This is a genomic window from Geobacillus zalihae NBRC 101842 (assembly GCF_001544135.1).
Classification (GTDB): domain Bacteria; phylum Bacillota; class Bacilli; order Bacillales; family Anoxybacillaceae; genus Geobacillus; species Geobacillus zalihae.
On sequence record NZ_BCPV01000045.1, the window covers coordinates 1 to 22,858 of the forward strand.

The 22,858-nt window shown below is 39.3% G+C and carries 22 protein-coding genes; 9 read left to right on the forward strand and 13 right to left on the reverse strand.

Annotated features, from left to right (window positions below; all coding sequences use genetic code 11):
- Window positions 1–5: 5 nt before the first annotated feature.
- The 4 genes from GZ1_RS12385 to GZ1_RS18365 all read right to left on the reverse strand — a co-directional run bounded on the left by GZ1_RS12385 (window position 6) and on the right by GZ1_RS18365 (window position 3,097).
- Window positions 6–542: a hypothetical protein gene (locus GZ1_RS12385; RefSeq protein ID WP_011229485.1), complete on the reverse strand. Its 537-nt coding sequence runs from the start codon at window positions 540–542 to the stop codon at window positions 6–8.
- Window positions 543–725: 183 nt separating this feature from the next.
- Complete coding sequence (locus tag GZ1_RS12390) at window positions 726–980, reverse strand: hypothetical protein (protein ID WP_012301086.1); 255 nt, start codon at window positions 978–980, stop codon at window positions 726–728.
- A gap of 38 nt (window positions 981–1,018) precedes the next feature.
- Entirely contained in the window at window positions 1,019–1,933 is a 915-nt protein-coding gene (locus GZ1_RS12395; protein WP_060788560.1) for a tyrosine-type recombinase/integrase, read from the reverse strand.
- Window positions 1,934–2,383: 450 nt separating this feature from the next.
- Window positions 2,384–3,097, reverse strand: a complete 714-nt coding sequence (locus GZ1_RS18365; RefSeq protein ID WP_198527177.1) for an IclR family transcriptional regulator — start codon at window positions 3,095–3,097, stop codon at window positions 2,384–2,386.
- 50 nt (window positions 3,098–3,147) lie between these two features.
- Here GZ1_RS18365 and leuC point away from each other — a divergent pair, with 50 nt between their 5' ends.
- The 6 genes from leuC (at window position 3,148) to GZ1_RS18370 (ending at window position 9,999) form a co-directional block, all read left to right on the forward strand.
- Window positions 3,148–4,542 (forward strand): 3-isopropylmalate dehydratase large subunit, encoded by a 1,395-nt coding sequence (leuC, locus tag GZ1_RS12400; RefSeq protein WP_047753559.1) that lies wholly within the window; start codon window positions 3,148–3,150, stop codon window positions 4,540–4,542.
- A gap of 13 nt (window positions 4,543–4,555) precedes the next feature.
- Window positions 4,556–5,146: a 3-isopropylmalate dehydratase small subunit gene (gene leuD / locus GZ1_RS12405; RefSeq protein ID WP_025949653.1), complete on the forward strand. Its 591-nt coding sequence runs from the start codon at window positions 4,556–4,558 to the stop codon at window positions 5,144–5,146.
- Window positions 5,147–5,553: 407 nt separating this feature from the next.
- Window positions 5,554–6,579 carry a hypothetical protein gene (locus tag GZ1_RS12410; RefSeq protein WP_060788561.1) on the forward strand — a complete coding sequence of 342 codons (1,026 nt, stop codon included), beginning with the start codon at window positions 5,554–5,556 and terminating at the stop codon, window positions 6,577–6,579.
- A gap of 108 nt (window positions 6,580–6,687) precedes the next feature.
- Window positions 6,688–7,338 carry an L-threonylcarbamoyladenylate synthase gene (locus tag GZ1_RS12415; RefSeq protein WP_060788562.1) on the forward strand — a complete coding sequence of 217 codons (651 nt, stop codon included), beginning with the start codon at window positions 6,688–6,690 and terminating at the stop codon, window positions 7,336–7,338.
- 64 nt (window positions 7,339–7,402) lie between these two features.
- The gene (locus GZ1_RS12420) at window positions 7,403–8,569 is read left to right on the forward strand and encodes an MFS transporter (RefSeq protein WP_255211294.1); all 1,167 of its coding nucleotides are present in this window, start codon (window positions 7,403–7,405) and stop codon (window positions 8,567–8,569) included.
- Between the two features lie 602 nt (window positions 8,570–9,171).
- A complete protein-coding gene (locus tag GZ1_RS18370) occupies window positions 9,172–9,999 on the forward strand; it encodes an AEC family transporter (RefSeq protein WP_083509301.1) in 828 nt (275 codons plus the stop codon).
- 232 nt (window positions 10,000–10,231) lie between these two features.
- On the opposite strand, the gene GZ1_RS12425 is transcribed toward GZ1_RS18370, so the two are convergent.
- The gene (locus GZ1_RS12425; RefSeq protein ID WP_060788564.1) at window positions 10,232–11,689 is read right to left on the reverse strand and encodes an IS66-like element ISGka4 family transposase; all 1,458 of its coding nucleotides are present in this window, start codon (window positions 11,687–11,689) and stop codon (window positions 10,232–10,234) included.
- 120 nt (window positions 11,690–11,809) lie between these two features.
- Window positions 11,810–13,038 (reverse strand): IS3 family transposase gene (locus GZ1_RS12430; RefSeq protein WP_095532136.1). Its coding sequence is split into 2 segments (ribosomal slippage): window positions 11,810–12,750 and window positions 12,750–13,038, totalling 1,230 coding nucleotides; the frame shifts between segments, so codons are not numbered across the junction.
- Window positions 13,039–13,940: 902 nt separating this feature from the next.
- On the opposite strand from GZ1_RS12430, the gene GZ1_RS12440 reads away from it, so the two are divergent.
- The 3 genes from GZ1_RS12440 to GZ1_RS12450 all read left to right on the forward strand — a co-directional run bounded on the left by GZ1_RS12440 (window position 13,941) and on the right by GZ1_RS12450 (window position 15,872).
- A complete protein-coding gene (locus tag GZ1_RS12440) occupies window positions 13,941–14,381 on the forward strand; it encodes a JAB domain-containing protein (protein WP_083509302.1) in 441 nt (146 codons plus the stop codon).
- 191 nt (window positions 14,382–14,572) lie between these two features.
- Window positions 14,573–15,064: a hypothetical protein gene (locus GZ1_RS12445; protein ID WP_060788565.1), complete on the forward strand. Its 492-nt coding sequence runs from the start codon at window positions 14,573–14,575 to the stop codon at window positions 15,062–15,064.
- A gap of 304 nt (window positions 15,065–15,368) precedes the next feature.
- Window positions 15,369–15,872 (forward strand): hypothetical protein, encoded by a 504-nt coding sequence (locus GZ1_RS12450; RefSeq protein ID WP_060788566.1) that lies wholly within the window; start codon window positions 15,369–15,371, stop codon window positions 15,870–15,872.
- Window positions 15,873–15,890: 18 nt separating this feature from the next.
- Here the strand turns inward: GZ1_RS12450 and GZ1_RS12455 are convergent, their stop codons facing one another.
- The 7 genes from GZ1_RS12455 to GZ1_RS12485 are packed head-to-tail and all read right to left on the reverse strand — an operon-like array spanning window position 15,891 to window position 22,851.
- Window positions 15,891–17,399: a hypothetical protein gene (locus GZ1_RS12455; protein ID WP_060788567.1), complete on the reverse strand. Its 1,509-nt coding sequence runs from the start codon at window positions 17,397–17,399 to the stop codon at window positions 15,891–15,893.
- A gap of 16 nt (window positions 17,400–17,415) precedes the next feature.
- Window positions 17,416–18,084: a hypothetical protein gene (locus tag GZ1_RS12460; protein WP_060788568.1), complete on the reverse strand. Its 669-nt coding sequence runs from the start codon at window positions 18,082–18,084 to the stop codon at window positions 17,416–17,418.
- Between the two features lie 15 nt (window positions 18,085–18,099).
- On the reverse strand, window positions 18,100–19,143 hold the full coding sequence (locus GZ1_RS12465; RefSeq protein WP_060788569.1) for a conjugal transfer protein TrbL family protein: 1,044 nt from the start codon (window positions 19,141–19,143) through the stop codon (window positions 18,100–18,102).
- A complete protein-coding gene (locus GZ1_RS12470; RefSeq protein ID WP_060788570.1) occupies window positions 19,136–19,402 on the reverse strand; it encodes a hypothetical protein in 267 nt (88 codons plus the stop codon). Before GZ1_RS12470 ends, GZ1_RS12465 begins: the two co-directional genes overlap by 8 nt.
- Window positions 19,403–19,421: 19 nt before the next feature.
- Window positions 19,422–19,970 (reverse strand): hypothetical protein, encoded by a 549-nt coding sequence (locus GZ1_RS12475; RefSeq protein WP_060788571.1) that lies wholly within the window; start codon window positions 19,968–19,970, stop codon window positions 19,422–19,424.
- Window positions 19,967–20,956 (reverse strand): peptidoglycan DD-metalloendopeptidase family protein, encoded by a 990-nt coding sequence (locus GZ1_RS12480; RefSeq protein WP_255211291.1) that lies wholly within the window; start codon window positions 20,954–20,956, stop codon window positions 19,967–19,969. Before GZ1_RS12480 ends, GZ1_RS12475 begins: the two co-directional genes overlap by 4 nt.
- Before the next feature lie 41 nt (window positions 20,957–20,997).
- A complete protein-coding gene (locus tag GZ1_RS12485) occupies window positions 20,998–22,851 on the reverse strand; it encodes a VirB4 family type IV secretion system protein (protein WP_060788573.1) in 1,854 nt (617 codons plus the stop codon).
- Window positions 22,852–22,858 lie beyond the last annotated feature (7 nt).

Consider the following 22,858-nt stretch of genomic DNA (forward strand, 5'->3'; position numbering starts at 1 on the left):
CTTTCTTACCAGTCTAAGTAAAGCTGAAACAAAACCCCATCATCTACACTTACCATTTTTTTATCACCTATTGTTTGTACTGTATGCTTGCAAGAACGCACAACCCCTCCGGTTTTATATATTTTTCGAAATACACTTTCATCAAGACAAACATATGTAGCGCGGTGTTTTCTATAAGAAATTCCGTGACTTTTTTTCACCTCTTCATGGGTAGCATTATCAAACAATTGCTTGTGTTGGGTCAAATATACACCATCGCCATAATGTGGTTCATCAGTTTGTAAAGTTTCCAACAAACATGATTCACATAAGTTCTTGAATTTTGCTTTAGGTGCGCTCCCGTCATCTATAAATTTTAAAGTATCTTCTTCGTAATAGTAGTACAGCTCTATACCCTTATACAACTCTGTTGCTTCTGCTTTATAGCTTATAGGATCAAGCATATTCAGATCACTTACTTTACCTGTTAATTCTATTTGTTCTTGATCAAAATCTATAGGTACTGTATGTCCACATGCACAAATTTTTGTTTGCTTTGCCAATCTTACTCCCCTCTCTATCTAACAAGTTAATTTCTTTATAATTATTACATTATTTCATCGACTTCTCCCCTATCTCCTTCACAGAAAGGAGAAAAATCTATTGAGGCGTCGGCTTATGATTCAGTAAATGACGAGTTTGGGTCATTCACCAGATTCCCTAAATGAAACACCGTTTTTCGCTGTTTATTCCTTTTCATCAAGCTTCTCCGCAATCATGAATAGCTCTTTTTTCAGCTGCCGATTGAGCTCCACAGGAACGTGGAGCACGGTGTTGGGACCTAGCGTGAAAGAAAAAGGCTCGTTTTCATCGATCAATCGTGCCAAGGAACGCAAGCCGGCGGCCTTGAAGCGACCTTCTAACGGAAATCCAGCCACGCTGCGCATATAAAACTCCTTATTGCTAAAATACCCGTCAATGATTTGCAATGAATCCATCATCGATTGGTTTTCTCCCTTCTGAAACAAATTTGCTTAGGTTAGAACTTCGGCAGCGCCTCGACTGCATCAGCCAAATCACTATAGCTGTCTTTTAAGTATCGTGATGTCGTGGCGATATTGCTGTGACCAGCAAGCCTCCGCACTTTCTCGATATCGTTGTTCGTCGCCTTTAACATCCACTTACAAAACGTATGCCGGAACATATGGGGCGTAAGCTTTTTGTTCGGAAGGCTGTAGCTTTCAATCATTCGCTGGATGCCACGTACTGAAAACTTTGGTGAGCGCTGGCTGTAAAAGACATATGGCGATGCGGCCACATGCGGTTTCTTTTTCGCCATTTCCGCGCGAAACTCCAGCCAATCCTCCAGTTCCGCCAGTAAAATATTCGAGATCGGCACTGTCCGCACCTTCATCCCTTTTCCTACAATCCGAATTCGTTTCATTTCTAAATCTAAGTCCGTTAGTTTTAAATTTGATAACTCTTCCACCCGCAATCCTGCATAGGTAAGCAAGTACACCACCGCGCGGTCCCGCCGATATTTCTCCTCGGGATCGACCCCTCGGCTTTGCACCGGTTTTTTCCGCATCCGATGCAATAAGTCCTCAAATTCTTCTTCTGTGAGCCACATAATTTTTTCGTTCTCTTCATCGGCTGATTTTAAATCCTGGATGTCTTTCATTGGGTTCTGTTCGATCTTATGATGTTCGACCGCCCACGCATAAAAGCTTCGCAGCGAATTGAGCCGGCGATTGATCGTGGAGATGGCCAACGGTTTCCCTTCCACCGGATTCAACATTTGCTGAATCCATTTGCGAATGTCGGCCGGCGTAACGTAATCACCCGGACAGATATGTAAATCATTGAAAAAGATATTTAAGTCATTCGTATAGGAGATGATCGTGTTTGGAGAAGCTCCTTTTTCCTGAAGGTAGATCACATACTCATTGAGCATCTTTTCCACCCTTTCACTTATACGACGAGTTTAGAATGATATCACTAGAGCATAATTAGTTTAAAAAATAACATTATATGACGAGTATACCATAAAAAAGAATAGATTGTTAGTCATATAATGTATATTATATGGCTAGTTTAATCATATAAAAATGGGCATATACAAAAGACGAGGAAACACCTCGTCTCCTAATAACTATTAAAGCTGTAGAGTATCATCGAGCGTTAGTTCAACGAGTTAAAAGATACTGGGCTGGAACAACCGCGATGGTATGGCTTTTTGCTTTATGTGCAATTATACATAATTTTTGTTTTGCAACACCATTTTATATAGAAAGATGTTAGCTAAGAATTAGACTAAGAAAAAACAGGTCTTCCTGTATTGGAGAACCAAAAAGTTACTTAACCCCCTTCTCAATTTATTAAGAATTAGCAATATGGCTTTTTATCAATATTTACGAATTGCTAATTCAATCTCTCTAGCAGCAGCAACAACTAGTTGAGATAAACGTTTTCCTGGTTCTAAACCTAAACGGGAGATGGGACCACTTACACTCACTGCAGCTATTAAATTACCTTTGGGATCCAGAACTGGTGCGCTAACGCTTGCTACACCTTGTTCTCGTTCAGCAATGCTCTCTGCCCAACCTTGTTGACGAATTAGTTTATCTTGTTCTGGATTATTCCCTAGCCCTAACCAAGCTGAAATTACTTTTCCGGCTGATCCAACTTCAAGTGGGAACACAGCACCTACAGGTACAGTGTTTTTAAGACCCATTGCTGGTTCAATAGAAACTAAACAAACTCTTTTATCACCTTCTTTTACATAGAGTTGTGTACTTTCTCCAGTTAAATCCCGCAACGAAACCAAAGCAGGTTTAGATGCTTCAACAAGCAATCTAAATTTCGAACTTTCCCCCCATCCTACTATTCTTGAACCTAAAGTATAACCTTCTTGTGTACGCACAACAAGATGATGTGTCTCAAGTGCCATTAATAGGCGGTGAGCTGTAGATCGAGATATTCCTGTCTTACTAACGATCTCTGAAAATTCAGAGGGACCCTCTTCCGCCAAATAGGAAAGGATTAATACAATTTTATCCAAAACTCCAACTCCACTATTGCAATTACCTTTTTTATATTGTAAAATATTGTCCATCATACGGATATTTTATCCCAAAATATGAGATAAGTAAAGGGGGCGAGGATGAAATGCCAAAAACACTATTTGAAAAAATATGGGAAAAGCATGTGGTACGGAGTACTGAAGGTGGACCAGATTTGCTTTATATAGACTTCCATTTAATGCACGAGGTAACGTCGCCACATGCTTTTAATAAATTAAGACAATTGGGACTTAAAGTTCGAAGACCAGACCTTACAATTGCAACCATGGATCATCAAGTTCCAACTAATAACTTAGATCTTCCTGTAGAAGATGAAATTGCTGCTCAACAAATGGAAGCTTTACGTAAAAACTGTGCAGAGTTTGGTATACAATTGCATCCATGGGGGACTTTAGGACAGGGAATTGTTCATGTTATTGGTCCGGAAATGGGTTTAACACAACCTGGTATGACTATTGTTTGTGGAGATTCTCATACATCTACTCATGGCGCGTTTGGTGCTTTAGCATTTGGAATTGGTATTAGTGAAGTTGCCCATGTTTTAGCAACACAGACATTACTACAAAGAAAACCAAAGACAATGGCTGTCACAGTAGAAGGGAAACTTCCTAAAGATGTCACGGCTAAAGATCTTATACTTGGTATCTTAAAGAAAATCGGTACTGACGGTGGAGTAGGACATGTAATTGAGTATAGAGGCGAAGCAATACGTTCATTATCTATGGAAGGTAGAATGACTGTATGTAACATGACAATTGAGGCTGGAGCAAGGGCTGGTTTGATTGCACCAGATGAAACTACATTTGAATATCTAAAAGATAAGCCATATGCCCCAAAAGGGGAACAGTGGGAAAAAGCATTAGCAGAGTGGAAAGAATTATATACAGATGAAGGAGCTGTATTTGATAAGGAAGTTAAAATAAATGCTGAAGAACTTGTACCGTATGTAACTTGGGGAACAACTCCTGATCAAGTTGTCCCTCTTGATGGTGAAGTTCCACAACCAAGAAACTCAAATGAGGAGCGGGCTTTAAAGTATATGGGACTCGTGCCTGGAACTAAGATTAAAGATATTGAAGTAAATGCTGTATTCATTGGTTCATGTACTAACTCTCGGATCGAAGATTTAAGAGCAGCAGCACAGGTAGTGAAAGGACATAAGGTTAAAGAAGGTGTTCGCGCCTTAGTTGTACCTGGTTCTATGAAGGTAAAAAAGCAAGCTGAGGATGAAGGATTAGCTGAAATTTTCCAGCAAGCTGGCTTCGAATGGAGAGCTTCAGGCTGTTCAATGTGTGTAGGAATGAATGCAGACTATTTGCAACCTGGTGAACGATGTGCATCAACTAGCAATCGTAACTTTGAAGGAAGACAAGGAAAAGGTGCTAGAACTCATCTTGTCAGTCCGGTAATTGCAGCTGCTACAGCAATACTTGGCCGATTTGCTTCTCCTTCAGATATTAATGTATTAATGAATCGGTAAAGAAGGTGATCATATGAAAGCAATTAGGAAAGTATCTGGAAAAGCATTACCTTTAGGTTACTCTGATGTTGATACAGATCAAATTGCACCGAGCGATACGATGAAATTTTCTGAGAGAGTAAACTTAAGTGATTATTTATTTAGAGATTGGAGGGAAGACCCTAACTTTGTACTTAATAAACCAGAACATAGAGGATCGATAATCATACTTGCAGGAGAAAACTTTGGATGCGGTTCTAGTCGTGAGCATGCACCTTGGGCTTTGCTAGATTATGGATTTAGAGCAGTTATTGCTCCTTCTTTTGGTGATATTTTCAAAAATAATTGCTCAAAGGTTGGACTTCTTGCAATTGAATTACCAGATGAAATCGTTAAAATACTTATTCAAGAAGTTGAAAAAAATCCAGAAGCTGAAATTACAATTGATTTGGAAAAGTGTGTTGTAATAGGTCCAAATGTAATCAAAAACTTTATGATAGATGAGTTTACTCGTCAAAAACTCCTAAAAGGTTTAGATGATATAGAATTGACTTTGCTATATGAGAAAGATATAAAAGAATATGAGCAATTAAGGCCTTCATACTACCCTAGTATTAACTCATAAAAGTCTCTTGAATATACTAAAAATTATGTTATTTATTATTTATTTAACTAAAAATTATGTTTCGATAATTAAAATATCATATTTAATAATTTTGAGTCTTCATCATTTTCTGTGATTTCCACTCAATCCTAGAAACATGTTAGCTGGATGAAACAGGTTCATCAGCCGGGATCCTTCTTCCACATACGGACCACCAAGTTGGTAGAATGGAAACAAAGTGCTTTCCTTGACGGGTTCCATTCTACCAACTATCATGCCGATAGCGGAAGAAGTGCGCGCTTAGGCAGCCTGGCTGCCTGTAGTGTTCCCTGTACACTCCAGAAACACACGCAAACAGCAAAATTTTTTGACACTTGATCAACATTGAAAAACGTTGATATATCAACATTTATAGAGGGAGGATATATATGAAAACTAAGTTGATTAAATTATCTAAAGAAACTAATTCTGAATTAACTGAAGTATTTTTGCGTTTACAAAATAATCCCTACAAAAACTATATGAGCTTTAAAAATGAAGTAAGTACTATAATATCTAAAAATATTGTTCCTAAAGAACTCATTGAAATATGTAATACTATTAGAACAGATAGAGAAAGTGGGGAAACTTACGCCCATCTAATTCAGAATTGCCCTATTGATCCTGTAAGACCAGTATTTGATCACGACGATCCAGTAACTGATAAATATCAAAAGAAAACAACATTTGTGGGTGAAGGTTTTCTAGAATTATTTGCACAACTTACTGATATGCCGCTATTAGCCTACGAAACCCGTAACAATGGTGACTTTTTCCATGATGTCTATGCACATTCAAAATATTACGGCACTCAAACTCAAAAAACTGACAGTGAGTTATTTTATCATAATGATCGCACAGCACATAGTGTGAGGGCTGATTATCTCGCTTTATTGGGTATGCGTTCTCATGAGCAAAATAGAATATATACCGGATATATTGATGGTAGAGCAATTCTCAAATTTTTAAATGAACATCATCAGAGTATACTACGACAACCTTACTTCTTTACACCTTTTGATGACTACTCGCGTGATTCAAATAAGGATCAAGTAGTATCGCAAGTTCATCCTATTTTGGAAAATTACCACAGCTTCCGATACTATGATACTAGAACGACATATATAAACGATGCACCTGTTGAAGCAAAAGAGGCTCTTCTTGCTTTAAAGGATGCAATTATAAAAGCGGAAAAAGACCATATTCATATTAAAACTGGTGATTTATTTGTATTCCCAAATCAAGATGGTTTACATAATCGCGAGATAATTGAAATTGCGTTTCCAGAGGAAGCTAAAAATAGATGGATTCTCAAGACTTATAACTTTAGTAGTACAAAAAGATTAAAAGAATTTAGTTCATATTTCCACGAAAACATACCTGGGCTAGTGAAAGAAATTGTGACTGTCAAATAAAAAATTATTGTAGAAAAACAATTCTTGATATATGCACTCTCTATAAAATTATGTATAGGGAGTGCTACCTTATTATAAAGCAGTGTACTGTAAGGGGGAAACTGAAATATGGAAACTATAAAAAATAAGATCTTAGAGCCTACCTCAGAAAATTTTGCTTTAGCAGCTCAATGTGTGAAAGATGGTGGAGTAATAGTTGTACCCAGTGATTGTAATTTGGGATTGACAGTTAATCCTTGGATTGATGACGCGGTTGAAAGAGTATTCGCCATAAAAAACAGACCATTTTCAAAACCTCTTACTCTTTTCTTTTCTCATCCAGATGAGTGGAAAGAATATGCTGTAGCATCAGATCCGGATATCGTTGAAGAACTAATTAAAGCATTTTGGCCTGGTCCTCTGAATATCATTTTGAAAAAAAATGATAATGTTCCAGAAAAAATGGTTTGCGGTGGAGAAACGGTTTCCTTATCTTGTGCAGCTAACCCGGTTTGGCGTGGTTTTATGGAGTATATGCAAATACCTGTAGCAATGACATCTGCTAACATTTCAGGACAAGCAGACGGATTTCTTGTTGATTTAGAAACTGCTGTATTACAAGTTGGAGATAAAGTAGATTACATTATTAAAGGTGGGGCAAATGGAACAACAAAATCAAGTACAATTATTGATTTAACATCTGAACCATCGATTGTACGTTACGGGGATATTACCGTAGAACAGTTGAATAAAGTTGTAAATATATTTCCAGAGTTATAAAAAAATAGATAATTAAAGGACAGGAATGACAATTCTTATGAGACGAAATCTCCTATTTTTTTATATGTATCGTATTTTTTCTCGGCTTTATTTTCATTTAGCTGTACTATTCCTTTACTTTTATTTAAATAACATTGATATTCTCCACATTGAATTGTTATTAGCTATCTATGGGATTACGTTAATGGTTTCTTCCCAATGGAGTTCGAAGCTGACGAAGTATATCTCAGAAAAATACATCATTGCAATAGGTGAACTAGTAAAGGCAACAGGTTTATTATTTTTTACATTTGAATTGCACTTTTATACTTTGGTTATTGCACAAATCTTATCAGGAATTGGGTATAGCCTTACAGCTGGTACAGACTCTAGTTTATTAAGACATATTTTATTAAATGAAGATTCAAGTAAATATAAAAAAGTTGAATCTTCATCAAATAGCTATATGTTTATCTCGTTTTTATTAGCTGGTATTGTTGGAAGTGTTTTGTTTAAATTTGACCAATTGTATGTTTTTTATGGATCGATTTGTGCGAATTTTATCTCATTTTTAGCCATCTTGAGTATAGGTACTGATAAATCTGAAAGAAAGCAAGTACAAGAAACTATTGTTGGTAACAACACGCAGATGGAAAATACCTCTTTAGAAAATTTTTGGAAGAATTATTATGCAATATCACGCGCCTTTCCATTAGCAATATTTATAGGATTTTTACCTTATTTTCTCTTCAGAGTTATCGAAGTTAATTTATACTATTTTGGAGTTGTTCTCAGTTTATTTACATTGTTAGGATTTTCTTCGGCACGTTTATTAGTTCGCTTAAATAATACATTTAGTTACAAAAATCTTACACTAGCAACCACAGTTTTTTCTATTATTGCAATGATACTTTTGGGAGTATCTAATAATTTCGTATTAAGTGTAATAGCTGTTGCTTTATTAGGTTTTTCATCTGGTGGAGTGCGACCATTGACATTAAGCAACTTGAATACTAATAAAATGGATGCTAGACAGAGAACAGCCTTATTTTCCTCAATGGAAAAGCTATATGGATTTTGGAATGCTTTTTTATTAATACTTGGCGGAGTTTTATTTGACATTTTAGGTTTTCAAAAATTAATGATCTTTTTCACATTATTTTATATTGTCCTATTGCTGTTTTTTTACAGAAAATATAGTTTTTCTACTCGTCAACCAGTTAAAGATAAGGATTTTAACCTTAAGATCTAGAATAACACTATTTCAACGATTTGGAAGGAACTAATATCTAAAATAATATAAAAAATAAATTTATTGCTGTTGAGGGACTTTCTCAGCAGCTTTTTTATATAGATACTCCATATTACTTATTATGAGAATTAAATTATAATCTTTAGACAAACTTAAAAGGTAAGACGGTCAAGTCCTCATTATTGTGTAAAATTCCCTCTCTCCGTCCATCTAGTGAACTCGGTCACCGGAAAACAAAATCGCTTTTTGCCGTTTTCTTTTTACACGATTTCCGGGACTTAATCTAGATAAGACAAGCGCTATCTATAATTTTGAAGAGGTAGAAAGGATTAAAAAATATGATACTAAATATTATACTCGAAATTATGTTTCCTATTTTAAGTCTTATAGCATCTGGAACTTTTTTACATCATCAGTTTAAACCTGAATCCGTGACAGAAGTGTATCAAAAATGTTGGAAAACCCAATCATGCCAAAGTATCAACTCAATTCCGAATGTTCACCTATTAGGTGAAGAAGCCCGAGTGCAATATTTGTTGATTGATCAAGTTTTCTTGGCAGTTTGAACGCGTCTTTATCACGGATTCAGGTTTAAATTCGATATGAAAACATTTTCCAAATTAATATTGTACTATTATATACCTGCTTTAGCTTTTTTAAATATTTATCAGGCAAATCTTTCTCTTAAAAAATTGCTTAATATATTTGCATATCTTATTCTACAACTAATAATTCTATTTGTAATTAGTAATTTGTTAAGTAAAGTTCTAAAACTCGAAAAAAGATTATCTGCAAGTTTTTCTAATAGCATTATTCTTGTCAATAATGGAAATATTGGTATACCCTTAAACGATCTAGTTTTTCATCATAATCCTTTTGCTATGTCTGTTCAAATGGTAGTGGTATTGTTTGAAATATTAACCTCATTCACTGTTGGACTGATCAATGCCAATTCTGCACAAAAGGGATTCAAAAACTCTCTTAAACATTTTTTTAAACTACCCGTTTTTTATGCTGTTATGCTAGGTTTGTTTTCTAAAATCCTACATCTTAAAATTCCGGATTTTCTATTAACACCTTTAGAAACAGTTGCCAATGGAATGTTAGCTTTTGCATTAGTTTCTATCGGTGCCCAGCTATCAATATCTAGATTTAAAGAACAATCAATACTTGTCTGCTTGAGTAGTTTCGTAAGGTTAATCATAGCACCCATATGTTCTTTCTCGTTGATTTGTTTTCTTGAGTTAAAAGGTGTAACTGCTCAAGTTCTATTTATATCCAGCGCAATTCCAACTTCAAGGAATAGTGTAGTATTGGCATTGGAATATGATAATCATCCCGAATTTGCAGCCCAAGCTTTAATGTTATCTACATTGTTAAGTAGTTTTACATTGACCATTGTTATCTATTTATCGAATTATATTTTATAACTTTGGTCAACAACATTCTTTAACAGACACCCATGCCAATAAAAATTGGCACATCGATGAATGAAATAACCGGATTGACCCCCTAAATTTGGACACATCCTATCTTATTTTAGGTTATTCTCAAAATTTCTCTTTTTTTCTTGGCAAGAAGACAAAAGTATCTATTCAGCCCAGTACTAGCGAGATTTTCAGAATCCAGCACCAATAGGGCATTCCCAGTATCGAAAATGCCCTAGGAGGAATGGAGAATCGTTTGAAGAGGCTCTCCGCTTAGAAGTCTTTGCAACGATTCCCACACCGGCTTTCCGTGTTTTTGCAGGGTGGAAACGACGCTGCGGATGACACAGAAAGCCTCGGCATCGTCTTCCTGACGAAACGTTCCAGAGATTTTTTGTTTGACTTTCACCATCCGTAAATCGCGTTCGGCTTGGTTATTGTCAAACGGCACTTCTTTCTTTCGCAGGAAGAGAAGCGCTTCTTGCTTGCGCTTTTCTAGGCGCCGGATGAAATTTTCCGCTTTGCGGACACCTAGATGGCTGCCTTGTCGGCAACGTTCATCGAGTTCCCGGCGTCCATTCGAAAGAAGCTCGTCGTACACCGCTTCCCAATACCGGACTTTCTCTTCCGGCAAGGCTCCGCCCGCTTTCTCCACTGCCTGTTTCATCTCCAACAGTGCTTCGGCCATCTTGTTCGACCAAGAGTGCTGGTAAAGTTCGATATATTCCCGAAGCTCCCGGAGATGATGGGCGTGGCAAAGGGCATGGCTCGCCTGCGTATACATCGGGTATACGGAATACGCATCATGTACCATCGTTCCTTTGTACCGTGGCAAAATCCCGATGTCATCCGTCGCTTGTTTGCCACGCGAGCGATGAATCCCGTATCGGGTTTCCTTGGAAGTGGAAGCGACGTGCACCCATTGTTTCGTTCCCTTCACACGCAGGCTCGTTTCATCGACGTGCAGCGTGCTCGAGGTGAGCAGCGCGGCTTCGATTTCTTCGATCGCTGCTTCTAACACAGGCTGCCACCGTCTCGTCATGTTCACGACCGTTCCGGCACTAATGGGATGATGAAATAATGTTTTCACCATCTCCGTAATCCGTTCGCACGGAATCAACTGCGCGTGATTCCAGTATAACAGGAGTGAAGTGATGACCGGTCCATATTGTACATGATTGGTGACATAGAAAGGGAACTCCGCCTGCTGGACAAGTCGGCATTCCGGACAACGCTTGATTTCCCGCTCATGTTGAGTGACTTCCATGCGAACCACTGGGAGGTCGAACACTTGGCGAATGTCTACTTGAAGTGGATCGACATGTTCTAAAGAGTGACCACATCCTTTGCATTGGGTCACACGGTGAAGGACTCGATGGTCAGGATTCGGTGCTTGGCGGAGCGTCGTTCCTTGGTGCCCTGGCTGTCCTCCCGGCCGTTTCTCCGACGGTTGGCGAGAAGGAGATTTCGCCCCAAACCGGTCAGAGGACGGCGGTAAATGACTATTCGTACTGTTTTTTTTCGTACGGGCTTCTAATTCTGCAATACGTGCTTTCAATTGCTGGTTTTCTTGTCTTAACTGTTTATTTTCGTTGATGAGTTTTTCGATGGTCTGTGCTTGACGTTCGATGTTTGCCACCATGCTTTCGAGTGTGAAGACCGCTTCTTGGAAGCCAAAAGCAACATTTGCCATTGTGTTCACCTCCCATGTCTATGATGGTAATTAGTATAGACAAGGAAGGTACGAACAAACCGGCTCTCGTAAATTTTTTCTATGTACGGGCTGAATAGTTACAGACAAAATCCTCTTGCCTTATACGCGAACTTCTTTGATGATTAACGATTCCGTTTGCGCTTTTTTGTAAAATTCATGCGGTGGAAGATCGAGAATACTCGAATGAATCCTTCGCTCGTTATAAAATTTCATGTACTCCATCACGGCTTGATAAGCTTCTTCATAGCTGTCAAACGCCATTCTTCCTAGACATTCCTCCTCCAGTAAACGATGAAACGCTTCAATATGCGCATTCATATTCGGCGTCCGTGGTGGAATCCGTTCATGTTCGATTCCAAATCGCTCACAGGCAGCTTCAAAGGCATGAGAAATAAATTGCGGGCCGTTGTCTGTCCGAATCACAGGTTTATTTGCCTGTTCAAATTGCTGACGCTTGAATAACGCTCTTTGAAGCGTCTTTACGGCATCGCTTCCTGAACAACTCAACCCAATATGGTAATCAATTACCGAACGGTCATACACATCGATGAGCGACAAAACAAAGAAAAAGCGTTCTTCTCCTTCGATATATCCATATTTCACATCCATTTCCCATAACTGATTCGAGCCTGTAATAATGCGATTTCGAGCGAGTTTCTTCGGATATGGAATCCGTTTCTCTCGCTGCGGACGTAGTAAGTCCATCGCTTTACACAATCGATATACTTTTTTCTTACTGATCACAAGCTGATGGTCTCTTCTTAACTGAATGGTCAGCTTGCGATATCCGTAGGCAAATCCTTCTCCCATCACAAGCTCAGAGAGCCATTCTTGGATTTGTTCGTCTGGCACTTTTTCGCCAGTTGCCGTTAGAGAGTAGCCGGGTGTTGGACGTCCCCCACCTACTGTTTTCTTCTCGACTTTTCCGTTCTGCTGATAATAGTAGGTTGAGCGATTGATTTCTAGAATCTCCAATACTTTTGTAATCGGATATCCTTTCTTGATCCACTGCTCAGCTACTTCCAATTTTTCAGTAAGTGAGGGTTCTTCTTTTTTATCAAATCACGCAAAATCGCGATTTCTAAATCTTTTTCCCCTAATAGCTTCTTGAGCTGCTCGTTTTCTTCCTCCAGCCGTTTGATTTCAGCTGAAGAGGGAGAGGAAACCATTTCTTGTCCTAGTTTTCCTTCTTCATATGCCTTCACCCATCTTTGCACAAGATTCGGGCTAAGCTCATATCTTCTAGCTACCAATGCTTTATTTCCAACTTCTAATGCTTCTTTCACCACTTGTAGCTTAAATTCCTTCGAATGTTTTCTTCGTTTCATGTACATCAAAAGCCCCCTTCATTTGGTCACTTCGATTATAAAAAACACCTTATCGAGTGTCCAAATTCATTAGGGGGCTAATGAGATTGTAGGAAATCATGAGGTGTTTTCAAAAGATGATAAAGAGGCTGAGGATTTTTTCCAAGATTTAATTTTCAGGTAAAAGTACAATCCATTAAATTACTCCAGACCTGTATTAGAGAAATTCTGTGATATTTATTGAATTAGGTGTCGATATACAAGTGAAGGGGACCGTCTAAAGTTTGTCTTGGCGCATTTTAGGCCGTTGCATTAAAAAATGCAACAGGCTAAAAATGCGTTTTATTTTTTACCTCCTTCCCAAGTACGCTCCTTCCTTTGCCTCACCCCATTATAATTTTTGTTTGTTAGGCGCGTAAAGGGTCTGCGCTCTTCGGACGGCTTGGGGAAGCCAAGTCGGCTAACCAAGCCTAAAAAGTACAACTTTTAAGGCTTGCTGAGATGCAGAGAATGTTACTGAAAACTTAGGGCTTCCTATAATCTTGATTATGTTTCATTCCAAGATTGAAAAAGTTTGTCTTGGCGCATTTTTAGGCCGTTGCATTTAAAAAAATGCAACAGGCTAAAAATGCGTTTTATTTTTTACCTCCTTCCCAAGTACGCTCCTTCCTTTGCCTCTCCCCATTATAATTTTTGCTTGTTAGGCGCGTAAAGGGTCTGCGCTCTTCGGACGGCTTGGGGAAGCCAAGTCGGCTAACCAAGCCTAAAAAGCATCGCTTTTAAGGCTTGCTAAGTCATTGGGCTTCCCACAAGCCGTCAACGAATCGCTTGATACTTCGTATGCTCCACTTCGTTCCGCACCCTTCTACCCGCCTTCGCGCAAAAATTCCCCCACCGGCAAACAAAGAAAGGAGTGTTCAACCATGGAAAAAATCTACGAAATCCAACGCATCAAACAAATCGTTCGGGAGGTGGGTGAGCGACACAAAATCCGTTGTCCGGAGGATGCAGCAAAAGTGGCAGCACACTTCATCGGCGACGACGACAGAGAAGTGTTCTTAGTCATGTGCCTCAATACCAAAAACGAAGTCGTTGCCGTTCATCGCTGCCATATCGGTTCACTCAACTCATCCATCGTTCACCCAAGAGAAGTCTTTAAGGCAGCAATCCTCAATAACTCAGCCAGCATCATCGTCGCACATCAGCATCCAAGTGGTGACGTCACTCCATCGAGAGAGGATGTTGAAATGACGAAACGGCTAGCAGAAGCCGGAAGGATACTAGGGATTGAAGTTCTCGATCACCTAGTCATCAACTACAAAGCAGAATACACTTCCCTCAAAGAAAGAGGGTTCTTTTCCTGAAGGAAGGTTTTCCTCCTTCCTTCTTCTTTTTCTTTCTTCCCCTTTCTCCATTTTTGAATAGCATCGAGCTTTTCAAAAATGGGCTGTTTTAAAGCGTTGCAATAAAACAGCCATTTATTTTAGGAAAAATGTTGTGATATACAACATTTTATGCTATTATTGTAGTAACTTACAACAAAGAGGTGGATTAAATGAAAAATACTACACAAAAGATCATCAATCAATTTCCTCAATTAAAACCTTTACTGGATGAATCCAATAAAGAAGTATTGAAAACTTCCTCAACATTAAGTGAGTTAGAAAAGACATTTTTGCAATTGGCTCGATTCTTTGAAAAACCGAATGAGGAAGCATTCTCGCTCCAATTACTATATCAGCACCTTGAAGATGAATGGCTGGAATTTGCGTTGCAACTAATCGTGGAGTTTTTCAGAAACGAAACGTATTTGATTAAAAATCCTAACTTCTCGATCATTAGAGACTCCCAGGACTATTACACCCAAAGTGATTTTGCACGTTATCTGGAGGATAAAGGAATTCATTTTCCACAAAACAAGATTGCTGTTTACCGCAAAAGAGGAAAGTTTCCTAAAGAGGATTTATTGATCGCCGGAACCCCTTACTGGTCAAAATACACCGTTGAAAGCTTTGCCAAGCATTTATTAGGGCAACAGAAGCAATGATTGGGGAAAAACTATAGCAACATTTTGATTGAACAAAGGGGTACACGTTTTAAAAAGCCATAAATGCCCTATAGAGACGCCTTTTCTTTTCCGAATATAAAACCATTACCTTACGCTTGAAGACGCGTTATACGCCAATCTGAGAAGCCGTTTTTTGAAGAGGGGCTGAAAAATTCAGGATACCTCCCCTTTTCGCCTTCCATGAAAGTATCGCTCACAAGTCCACTACAATTTTGTTGTAAATTACAACAATGGATGTTATAATGATTGTAGTAAGTTACAACAATATAGAGAGGGAGTCAGTATGAAAACTTGCCCGTACTGTGGAAGTGGGGTACAAAATCACCAACATCATTATTATTGTGGTTTTTGCAAAATGAAGCTTGATCGAAGCGAAGTTCAGGAGAACGGGAAAAGAAAAAATCTCTTTCCTCAACAGCACCCGACGATCGAAGACGCTAAAAAACCCACTCCTGAACTGATGAAACTCTCCACTGTCGAATTGCTTTACCTTCTTAAATTAGCTCGAAAAGAACGATCAGATACGTATAACAACCGGTACATTTTCATTCAGGCGATGAAGCAAGGAGCGAAGGAATTTTCCGATGCAGAACAATACACGTATAAGGAGTATGAGTACTGGACGAGAAAATGCTTTGTCATCGAAAACATCCTTCGCGAACGAATCGGATTCATCCCTAAAAAAATCAATAAAGAATTCATTCAAAACATGGTGGAAAGGATGCAGCAACCCGTGAAAGACATGAACATCCAGCCTCCCAAAAAAGAAGTGGAGAGGGTGAAGTAACCGCCCTCTCCACTTTTTTTAGATGTTGTTGATCGCTGCTTCCAGTTGCTTAATCTGTTCATTCAGTTTTTTCACTTGTTCATCACGTTTTTTCGCGTCTTTTTCATTTTTTTGCACCTGTTGCACCTGCATTTTCAAATCCTCGACTTGTTTTTTCTTCATCTCGAAATCCTGGACTTTCTGGCTCAATTCAGGAGATTCCGCAGCCAATTTTTTAGCTTCATCCATTCTCCCCAAATGAAGATATGCGCTTAATAATTGGTTTTCCCGTCTGTCGGTCATTTTCACTTTGTCTTTTAATCGGACTACATCTTCCCATTTCTTATCTAGGTAAGCAACCTCATAATTAACAACTGGATTATCAACTTTACTTTGCAGCGTTCGTAGATCGTCGTACTTTTGATTACTAACTAAGTCGTTCACGACTTTTTCTGCATATTCCGGCTTCAGCTTAATGGCTTTTTCGGGCTGTCCTGTCTCTTCATATAGACTCAACATCACTTTTTGGTCTTTCTTGCTCAGATTATCAAATCCCAATCGCTCCAATTGATCTAACGCTTTTTGTTTGTCTCCCGTAATTGCCTGCCGGTAAATACCGATGAGCTTGTTAGATGGAATGACTTCTGTCTGTTCTTGTTTAGCTTTTACTTCTTCAGGCTTGGAAAAATCAAATGCCCCTGTTGAGTTTCCAATGAGAATGACCAAAGCGAGTGCCGAAGCAGAAAGATACACGTATTTATTATCCCAAATCGACTTTTTCTTTTCATATGGTGCCGAAAGATTCGATTTTTTCTTGGAGAAACGCCAGATTGGCTGTTCAACAGTAGCAGCCGTTTCTTTTTTCGTGTTCCATTTTTTCTTAAAGGCCTCAAAGACGCTTGGTTTCGGCTGTTCTTTTTTCTCCTGTTCTAACTGACGTTCAATTTCCAAGATCGTATCTTCTACAACTCGACCGATTTCACTAACGGATTTTCCGTGTAAAATGTTTTCCGCAAAACGGATGACGATCTCCCGTTGATCGATGAAATCAATCCGTCTTGGTTTCCCCAACACACGATGAAGCGTCGTCAAAGCCAGGATAATCGTTTCTTTTAGTCCGTCCACTACATCTTGCGATACATGAATCGGATGTTTATCGAATCCAAAGATGAACGTTTTAATTTTTCCGTCCGTCAAGTCCATGAGAAGGCTATTTTTATCCCACAAAACTGGTGTCTGTTCAATATTTTTTGCCAGTTCGACTAACGAACGAAGATAGTATAACTGTTCCTCAAACGGGAACTGCCGAATATAATGAAAAGCTTTCATTTCCTCCAACTGGAACGTGAAACAGAAGCGATTTCGTACTACTTCGAGGTTGCTCGCAAAGAGATAGTAAGGGGAATCCATTAATTCTTTTCCTTTTTTTCTGTAAGATTCCTCTAATTCTCCTAAATCACTGGCTTCCGTATAGGCGATAGGGATAAAATACCGAAGCTCATTATTTTGTATCTCAACTTCACCATATTTGTTCAGAGGAAATTGCATAAGTATCACCTCTTCTTTATTGGATGTTCAGCTCTTCTTTGACTTCTTGCTGGATTTCTTTCCGATTGTATTCATCGTAATAAGCGTCTTCATCTTTTTTCTCCAAGTCCATTCCGATCAACATTGGCGCATCCAAAATTAAAATTTCTCCATCCGTCGTTTTAACGAAACGAACAAACGACTCTAACTCCACATCTTCTGAGGACGTATCAGACTTAACGATATATTTAATTGGCAATCTCAATTCATGAACATCAATGTACTTATAATAAATTTCTTTAAATTCATCGCCTAATTGAAAGCGATCTTTCCGAAGAATTAATCTACTGTCTTCTTTAGCATTATCATCAAATTCAGTGAGATTTGCGAACGAAGTTTCAGGATGAATCAACTTTTGTTCATCTGCCTTTTGGCTTAACTCCGCACGAACTCTCGCATTGTCTTCATCACTAAAAATGGAGCGACCGTGAAATTCAGTGAGAAGAACGATAAATTTTTCAGCTTTTTCCTTTGCGATCTGACGATCTTTTCGCGTAAAGACGCTTTTTGCTTTTTCGTTTTCACCATTTTCTTTGGTCTTCGTTCCATTCTCTACTTGTGTGCTTTTGACTTCAGGTTGATCATTTTGACATCCAGCCAAGAACATCAACGACACAGCTGCACTGGCCAACAATATTTTTTTCACGTTTCATTAACCTCCTTATCGTCTTATTGCCACTCTGGCAATGGTTTTAGCCCCGGACATAACCGAACGGGCTGAACCGGTGCTCAATCCCCATTGACCTAAGAGGGATGGCAGTGTCACAGCAAGAATAAAAAAGGCTGTTCCGATAAATAGATTGGTCGTATCGCCGAAATACTGAGGTCTCTCAAAAAAGCGTTGCAGTCCAATGGCCGTAGCGATCAATTGTAACGCCAGCGTGAGAAACGCGCTGATGAATTGTTTGAGCCAGAAATCAAAGAAGTTAAAAGTATCATTGACTTTCGTAACAATAGCGATCGGGCCGATAATATACAAGATCGCAACGAGAGCGATGCGATAGAAAAACTGAAGTGTTAGAACCACTAGAATGATTCCAATGACTAATACTGTAATGAAAGCAAATACCCCCGGAGAAAGTAATATATTGGTGATCATGTTTTCGACTATTTTTTCTGTTTGTATCGTGTCAATGATCGCAGTCATGAGTTTTTCTTGGAAGTTTAGAATCCAGTGGATAATTGATTCGTACAAGAACAGGAACACACAGATCACGAAGATGCTTACGAGCTTTTCGTTCATGACAATCGGGCCGTCATCCGCATCCGCCATGCGAAGGCTCATGATTTTTGTCATGTTAAATACAATGAAGATCGCCAATACCGTTTTTGATAATGCGAACAGTCCATCTTGGTATCTTTCATACAACGGATTCTGAATGATGTCTGTAGGGGAAATAATCGTCTTTTTCATGATTTCCTTAATGAATTCCATCGCTGAAACTCCCGTTTCAAAGATGAATTTATAGATATGGCAAGTAACCTGAAATTTTCCACACTCAATCGTTTGACTGTCGTCATCGTAGTTTTTTAGAATTTCAATATAAGTATTCGAAGATCTATTCTCATCATCTAAATTTCCCGGCTCTTCAAAGAACGTTTTATTTTTTTCGTAAAAATCCCCTTTTTCCGCCAAACTTGCCGTTGGAAAGATCACCAAGGACAACAGAAGCGCAACGACCAAGACTCGAACAAATTTAGCCAAAGATTCTCCCCCCGATCTCTAGCAAAAGCAAAATGAAGATAAATAAGATAACCGTCCACCCTACCGTCAATCGATATTGATACTCCCGAATTTCTTCCTCCGTCATTTCTGTGCGATACGTAAGGAAAAACTCTCTTTTCTTTCGTTCCACCGGCTTTTCATACAGCTTAAGTACAAAAGAGAAAAAACGATCGTAGACATCGAGTATTTTTTGCGTAATCTCGTATATCTGTCTACGCCGTTCCGGCGTTAGTTTCACTTTCCTCTCCCCCTTTTCTTTAATTTGTTTGACCGGCTTTCCGCAGCGCTTCTTCAGCTTGTTTCCGCAACATTTCATCCCGGCTGTCTTCAAGCAAAGCCATATCTATATAATCGACTTTCCACTCCCCAGCGTCTTTCACCCAATGAGAGTTGACCGTTAATGTATGAATGTAGTCATCCCCGTATTGATTAGGGTCATCTGTTTCATAGCGAATCTGTACAATGGCATACGATTCCGCCTCATCATCTTTATTTTTCTGCTTTTTTGTGAACAGCTGATGAATTTTAAATTCGTTTATTTTCGCCATGTTTTTTTCTGTTGGTTCTCCATACTCTTTCAGGCCAGCTTCATATCGCGCCAGTTGTTCTCCGGTCAGATACTTTTTATGTTTCCCATAAACCAACGCTTCGATAAAATCCTCTGATCGTTGATTCAGCTTTTCGATATCTTGATACTTCTCAATCTTTTCCTTTGCTTCCTGAAGGTCCGTATACAAGAGGAAGCTAAAGCTTCCTGCAATCAATAGAAGAACGATTAACACAAGGTTAGTAACGGTGATTCTCATTCATCTTCCTCCTTCTTTGCTGGCTGGAAGTACGTCATTGGGTCTACTCTTTTACCATAGATGCCGTCTAGCTGAACCTCAAAATGCAAGTGGTATCCCGTTGAGGAACCGGTTGTTCCGCAAGTACCGATCTTCTGTCCTTTCTGCACCGTGTCTCCTACGTCTACATCCACATGTTCCATGTGGCCGTACAAGGTGAATTTATCGCCGTGGCTGATAATGACATGGTGTCCGTATCCGCCACCATATCCGGACTTCACGGACACTACAATTTGCCCCCCGTCAGCTGCATAAATTGCATCACCTCGCGAACAAGCGAAGTCTGTTCCCTTGTGTAATTCCGTTCCGCCTCCGAACGGATCACTCCGATACCCAAAATTAGACGTGATGCTCATCGAACCGGTAGGCAGCGCGAATTCTCCTGTCCCCATAACTTCGCAGTTCATCGAGAGGCCGCCTAGTTCATTTGCGATATTGGTGACTACTGGCACCCAATTCGCGTTTAAGTTCGAGGGGTCATTATTCGCTCCAATTGGAGCGTACTTTGCCCCGATCTGTTGAATCGTTACTAATCCTTTAGATATATAGACCCGATACAGGTTTCCTGCCATGAAATTGATGCCGTCTTCCAGACTATCAAATACTTTCAGCTTTCCAGTGTTCGGGTCCATAATGCCACCAGGATTGTTTTTGGTTTTGACCGCATTGGATGTTCCATATCCAGTTTCATGCAACGCAATGGCGATGAGTAGCACGGGATCAATACCGTATTTTTCAGCTGCACTCATGAACACATCTTTTTTTCCAGCAAAAACTCCGGCGTTAGATAACACTTCTTCAATTCTTGCTTCATCCACATTTCCCTTCGTACACATTGCTACTCCGCCTGAGATATTGGAGAAGCTCTCTTCTTCCCCGAAAATAGCGTTACTGATGGCACTAATGAGTACGATGATAAACAGAACCCCTGCCACGATCCAAATCAACGGACTTGCTTTCCAAAGAAGTAGAGAGCGTATGACATCTTTCATACGATCAACTCACTTAAACTCTTTCGTTCAAACCATAGTTGTTTTTCAATATCGGTCAGCTGCACTTCCAATTTGATTTTTTTCGAGCCGACAAAATAGATGCCCTTACCTGCTTGTTCGTCTTTTCGCCCCTCAACGACCGTTAATGTCGTTCGTTCCTCTTCAGAGAATTGATGCCCAAGATCTTTTTCCAGGAAGTTGATTTCTACTTCTTGCATCGGCAAATACAAACGTTGAATAGCTTGTGAAATGACAGCTTCCCCATAGTTTCGTTTATCATCTTTTGCAGAAAGGAAGTCTTTGATCGACTGGGTAGCAGGAGTTACACCGCAATTAAACGACCGCAATACTTTCATCATGAAATACACATATTCCATCGCCAGAGGCACTTTTGGGTCAGCGATGATATGCGCCTCATCAATATACACTTGCGTTGGATGCCGGTCACCGTTCAAGATGTCATAGTTGATATGAGATAATAGGTTGAAGTATACTACTCGTTGTGCTTTTTCCCGGTTTTGGAGGTCAAAAATATCATAAGCAACAAGTGGATTCGACACATCCACATTGGTATGCCCATTAAACACTTTGGCAAACATTCCTTTCGCATAAGCGTGCAACGTGGTATGGAAGTCCCTTACGTGCTCATACTCTTCAGGGTTTGTTTCCTTGATTTCTTCAAGAAAATGATAGAAGTCTTCCATAATCGGAAAGTCCGTTAACGTTAATGCGTTTACGTCTGTTTCTTCCGTGATGCCAAACTTGGCGTACAGCTCAATTAATAACTTCGACAAGACATCTTCCTGCAAATCCGTCATCTGCGGATACATGAGGCGGAACATCGTCAACAAGGTACTGATTTTAGCGATCAGTGGATTTCCTTCTTCTGTTCCATGTTGATTCTTTGGAATGTCAAACGGATTGATGATGTTCCCGCCTTTTAGGCTGATTTTCACCCACTCACCGCCAAGTGTACGAAATACCTCCCCGAATTCTCCTTTCGGGTCGATCACAATGATTCTGCGTCCTAACATGTACTTCCGCATCATATCTTGAAAAATATAGGTGGATTTTCCAGAACCGGAAATCCCAATGACAAATTCATGGCGGTTTAACAACAAATCGTCGTCCACAATTACCACATTTCCGGTTGTCATGTTTCTTCCCTTGATGATACCTTTCTCGTCGAAAATCTCATTTTCATGAAACGGAAAGAAATAAGAAACGGCTTCAGCGTTCATCGGGCGATATGTCAAGTCATATACTTTGTTTTTGCCGATTGGCAAGAAGCTATCAAACGCATCTTTCATTCTGGTTGTTGGGGTTAATGTTTTGGCAAATGGCCCGACGATGGCTTTCACTTGTTGAGTCAGCGCATCCAGCTCCTTCAGGTCGTTTGCAACAATGTGAATCAGCATTTGAAACATGAACATTTTTTCGTTCTTGAAACTCAGCTGATGAAGCAACATTCTAGCACTGTCGATCTGCGCTTGTACTTCAGCTTTTCCTGCATCATTGACGTATTTGGAATATAGTTTCTGACTGTTTTGCTTAATGCTTTCCGATAAATGTCTCCGCACTTCTGAAGAATCGTACTCCGTGATGTACTGAATGACGCTGATGTTATCACTCAGATCATTTAGGCGTTGAACATATTCCTGCACAATAATGGACGAATACTCTACAACAACAAGTGTTCGGGTATAGTTCGTACCCGAACGAACATAACTCTCTTTTTCTTCGATACTGTCAGGAGAAAGCAAATTCAAAATATGTTCATTAGCGTTGTAATACGATTCCTCCAAACTCTCTTCTTTCTTTTTTCGGAAAAAAGGAAGTGTAAGTCTCATCGTCCTT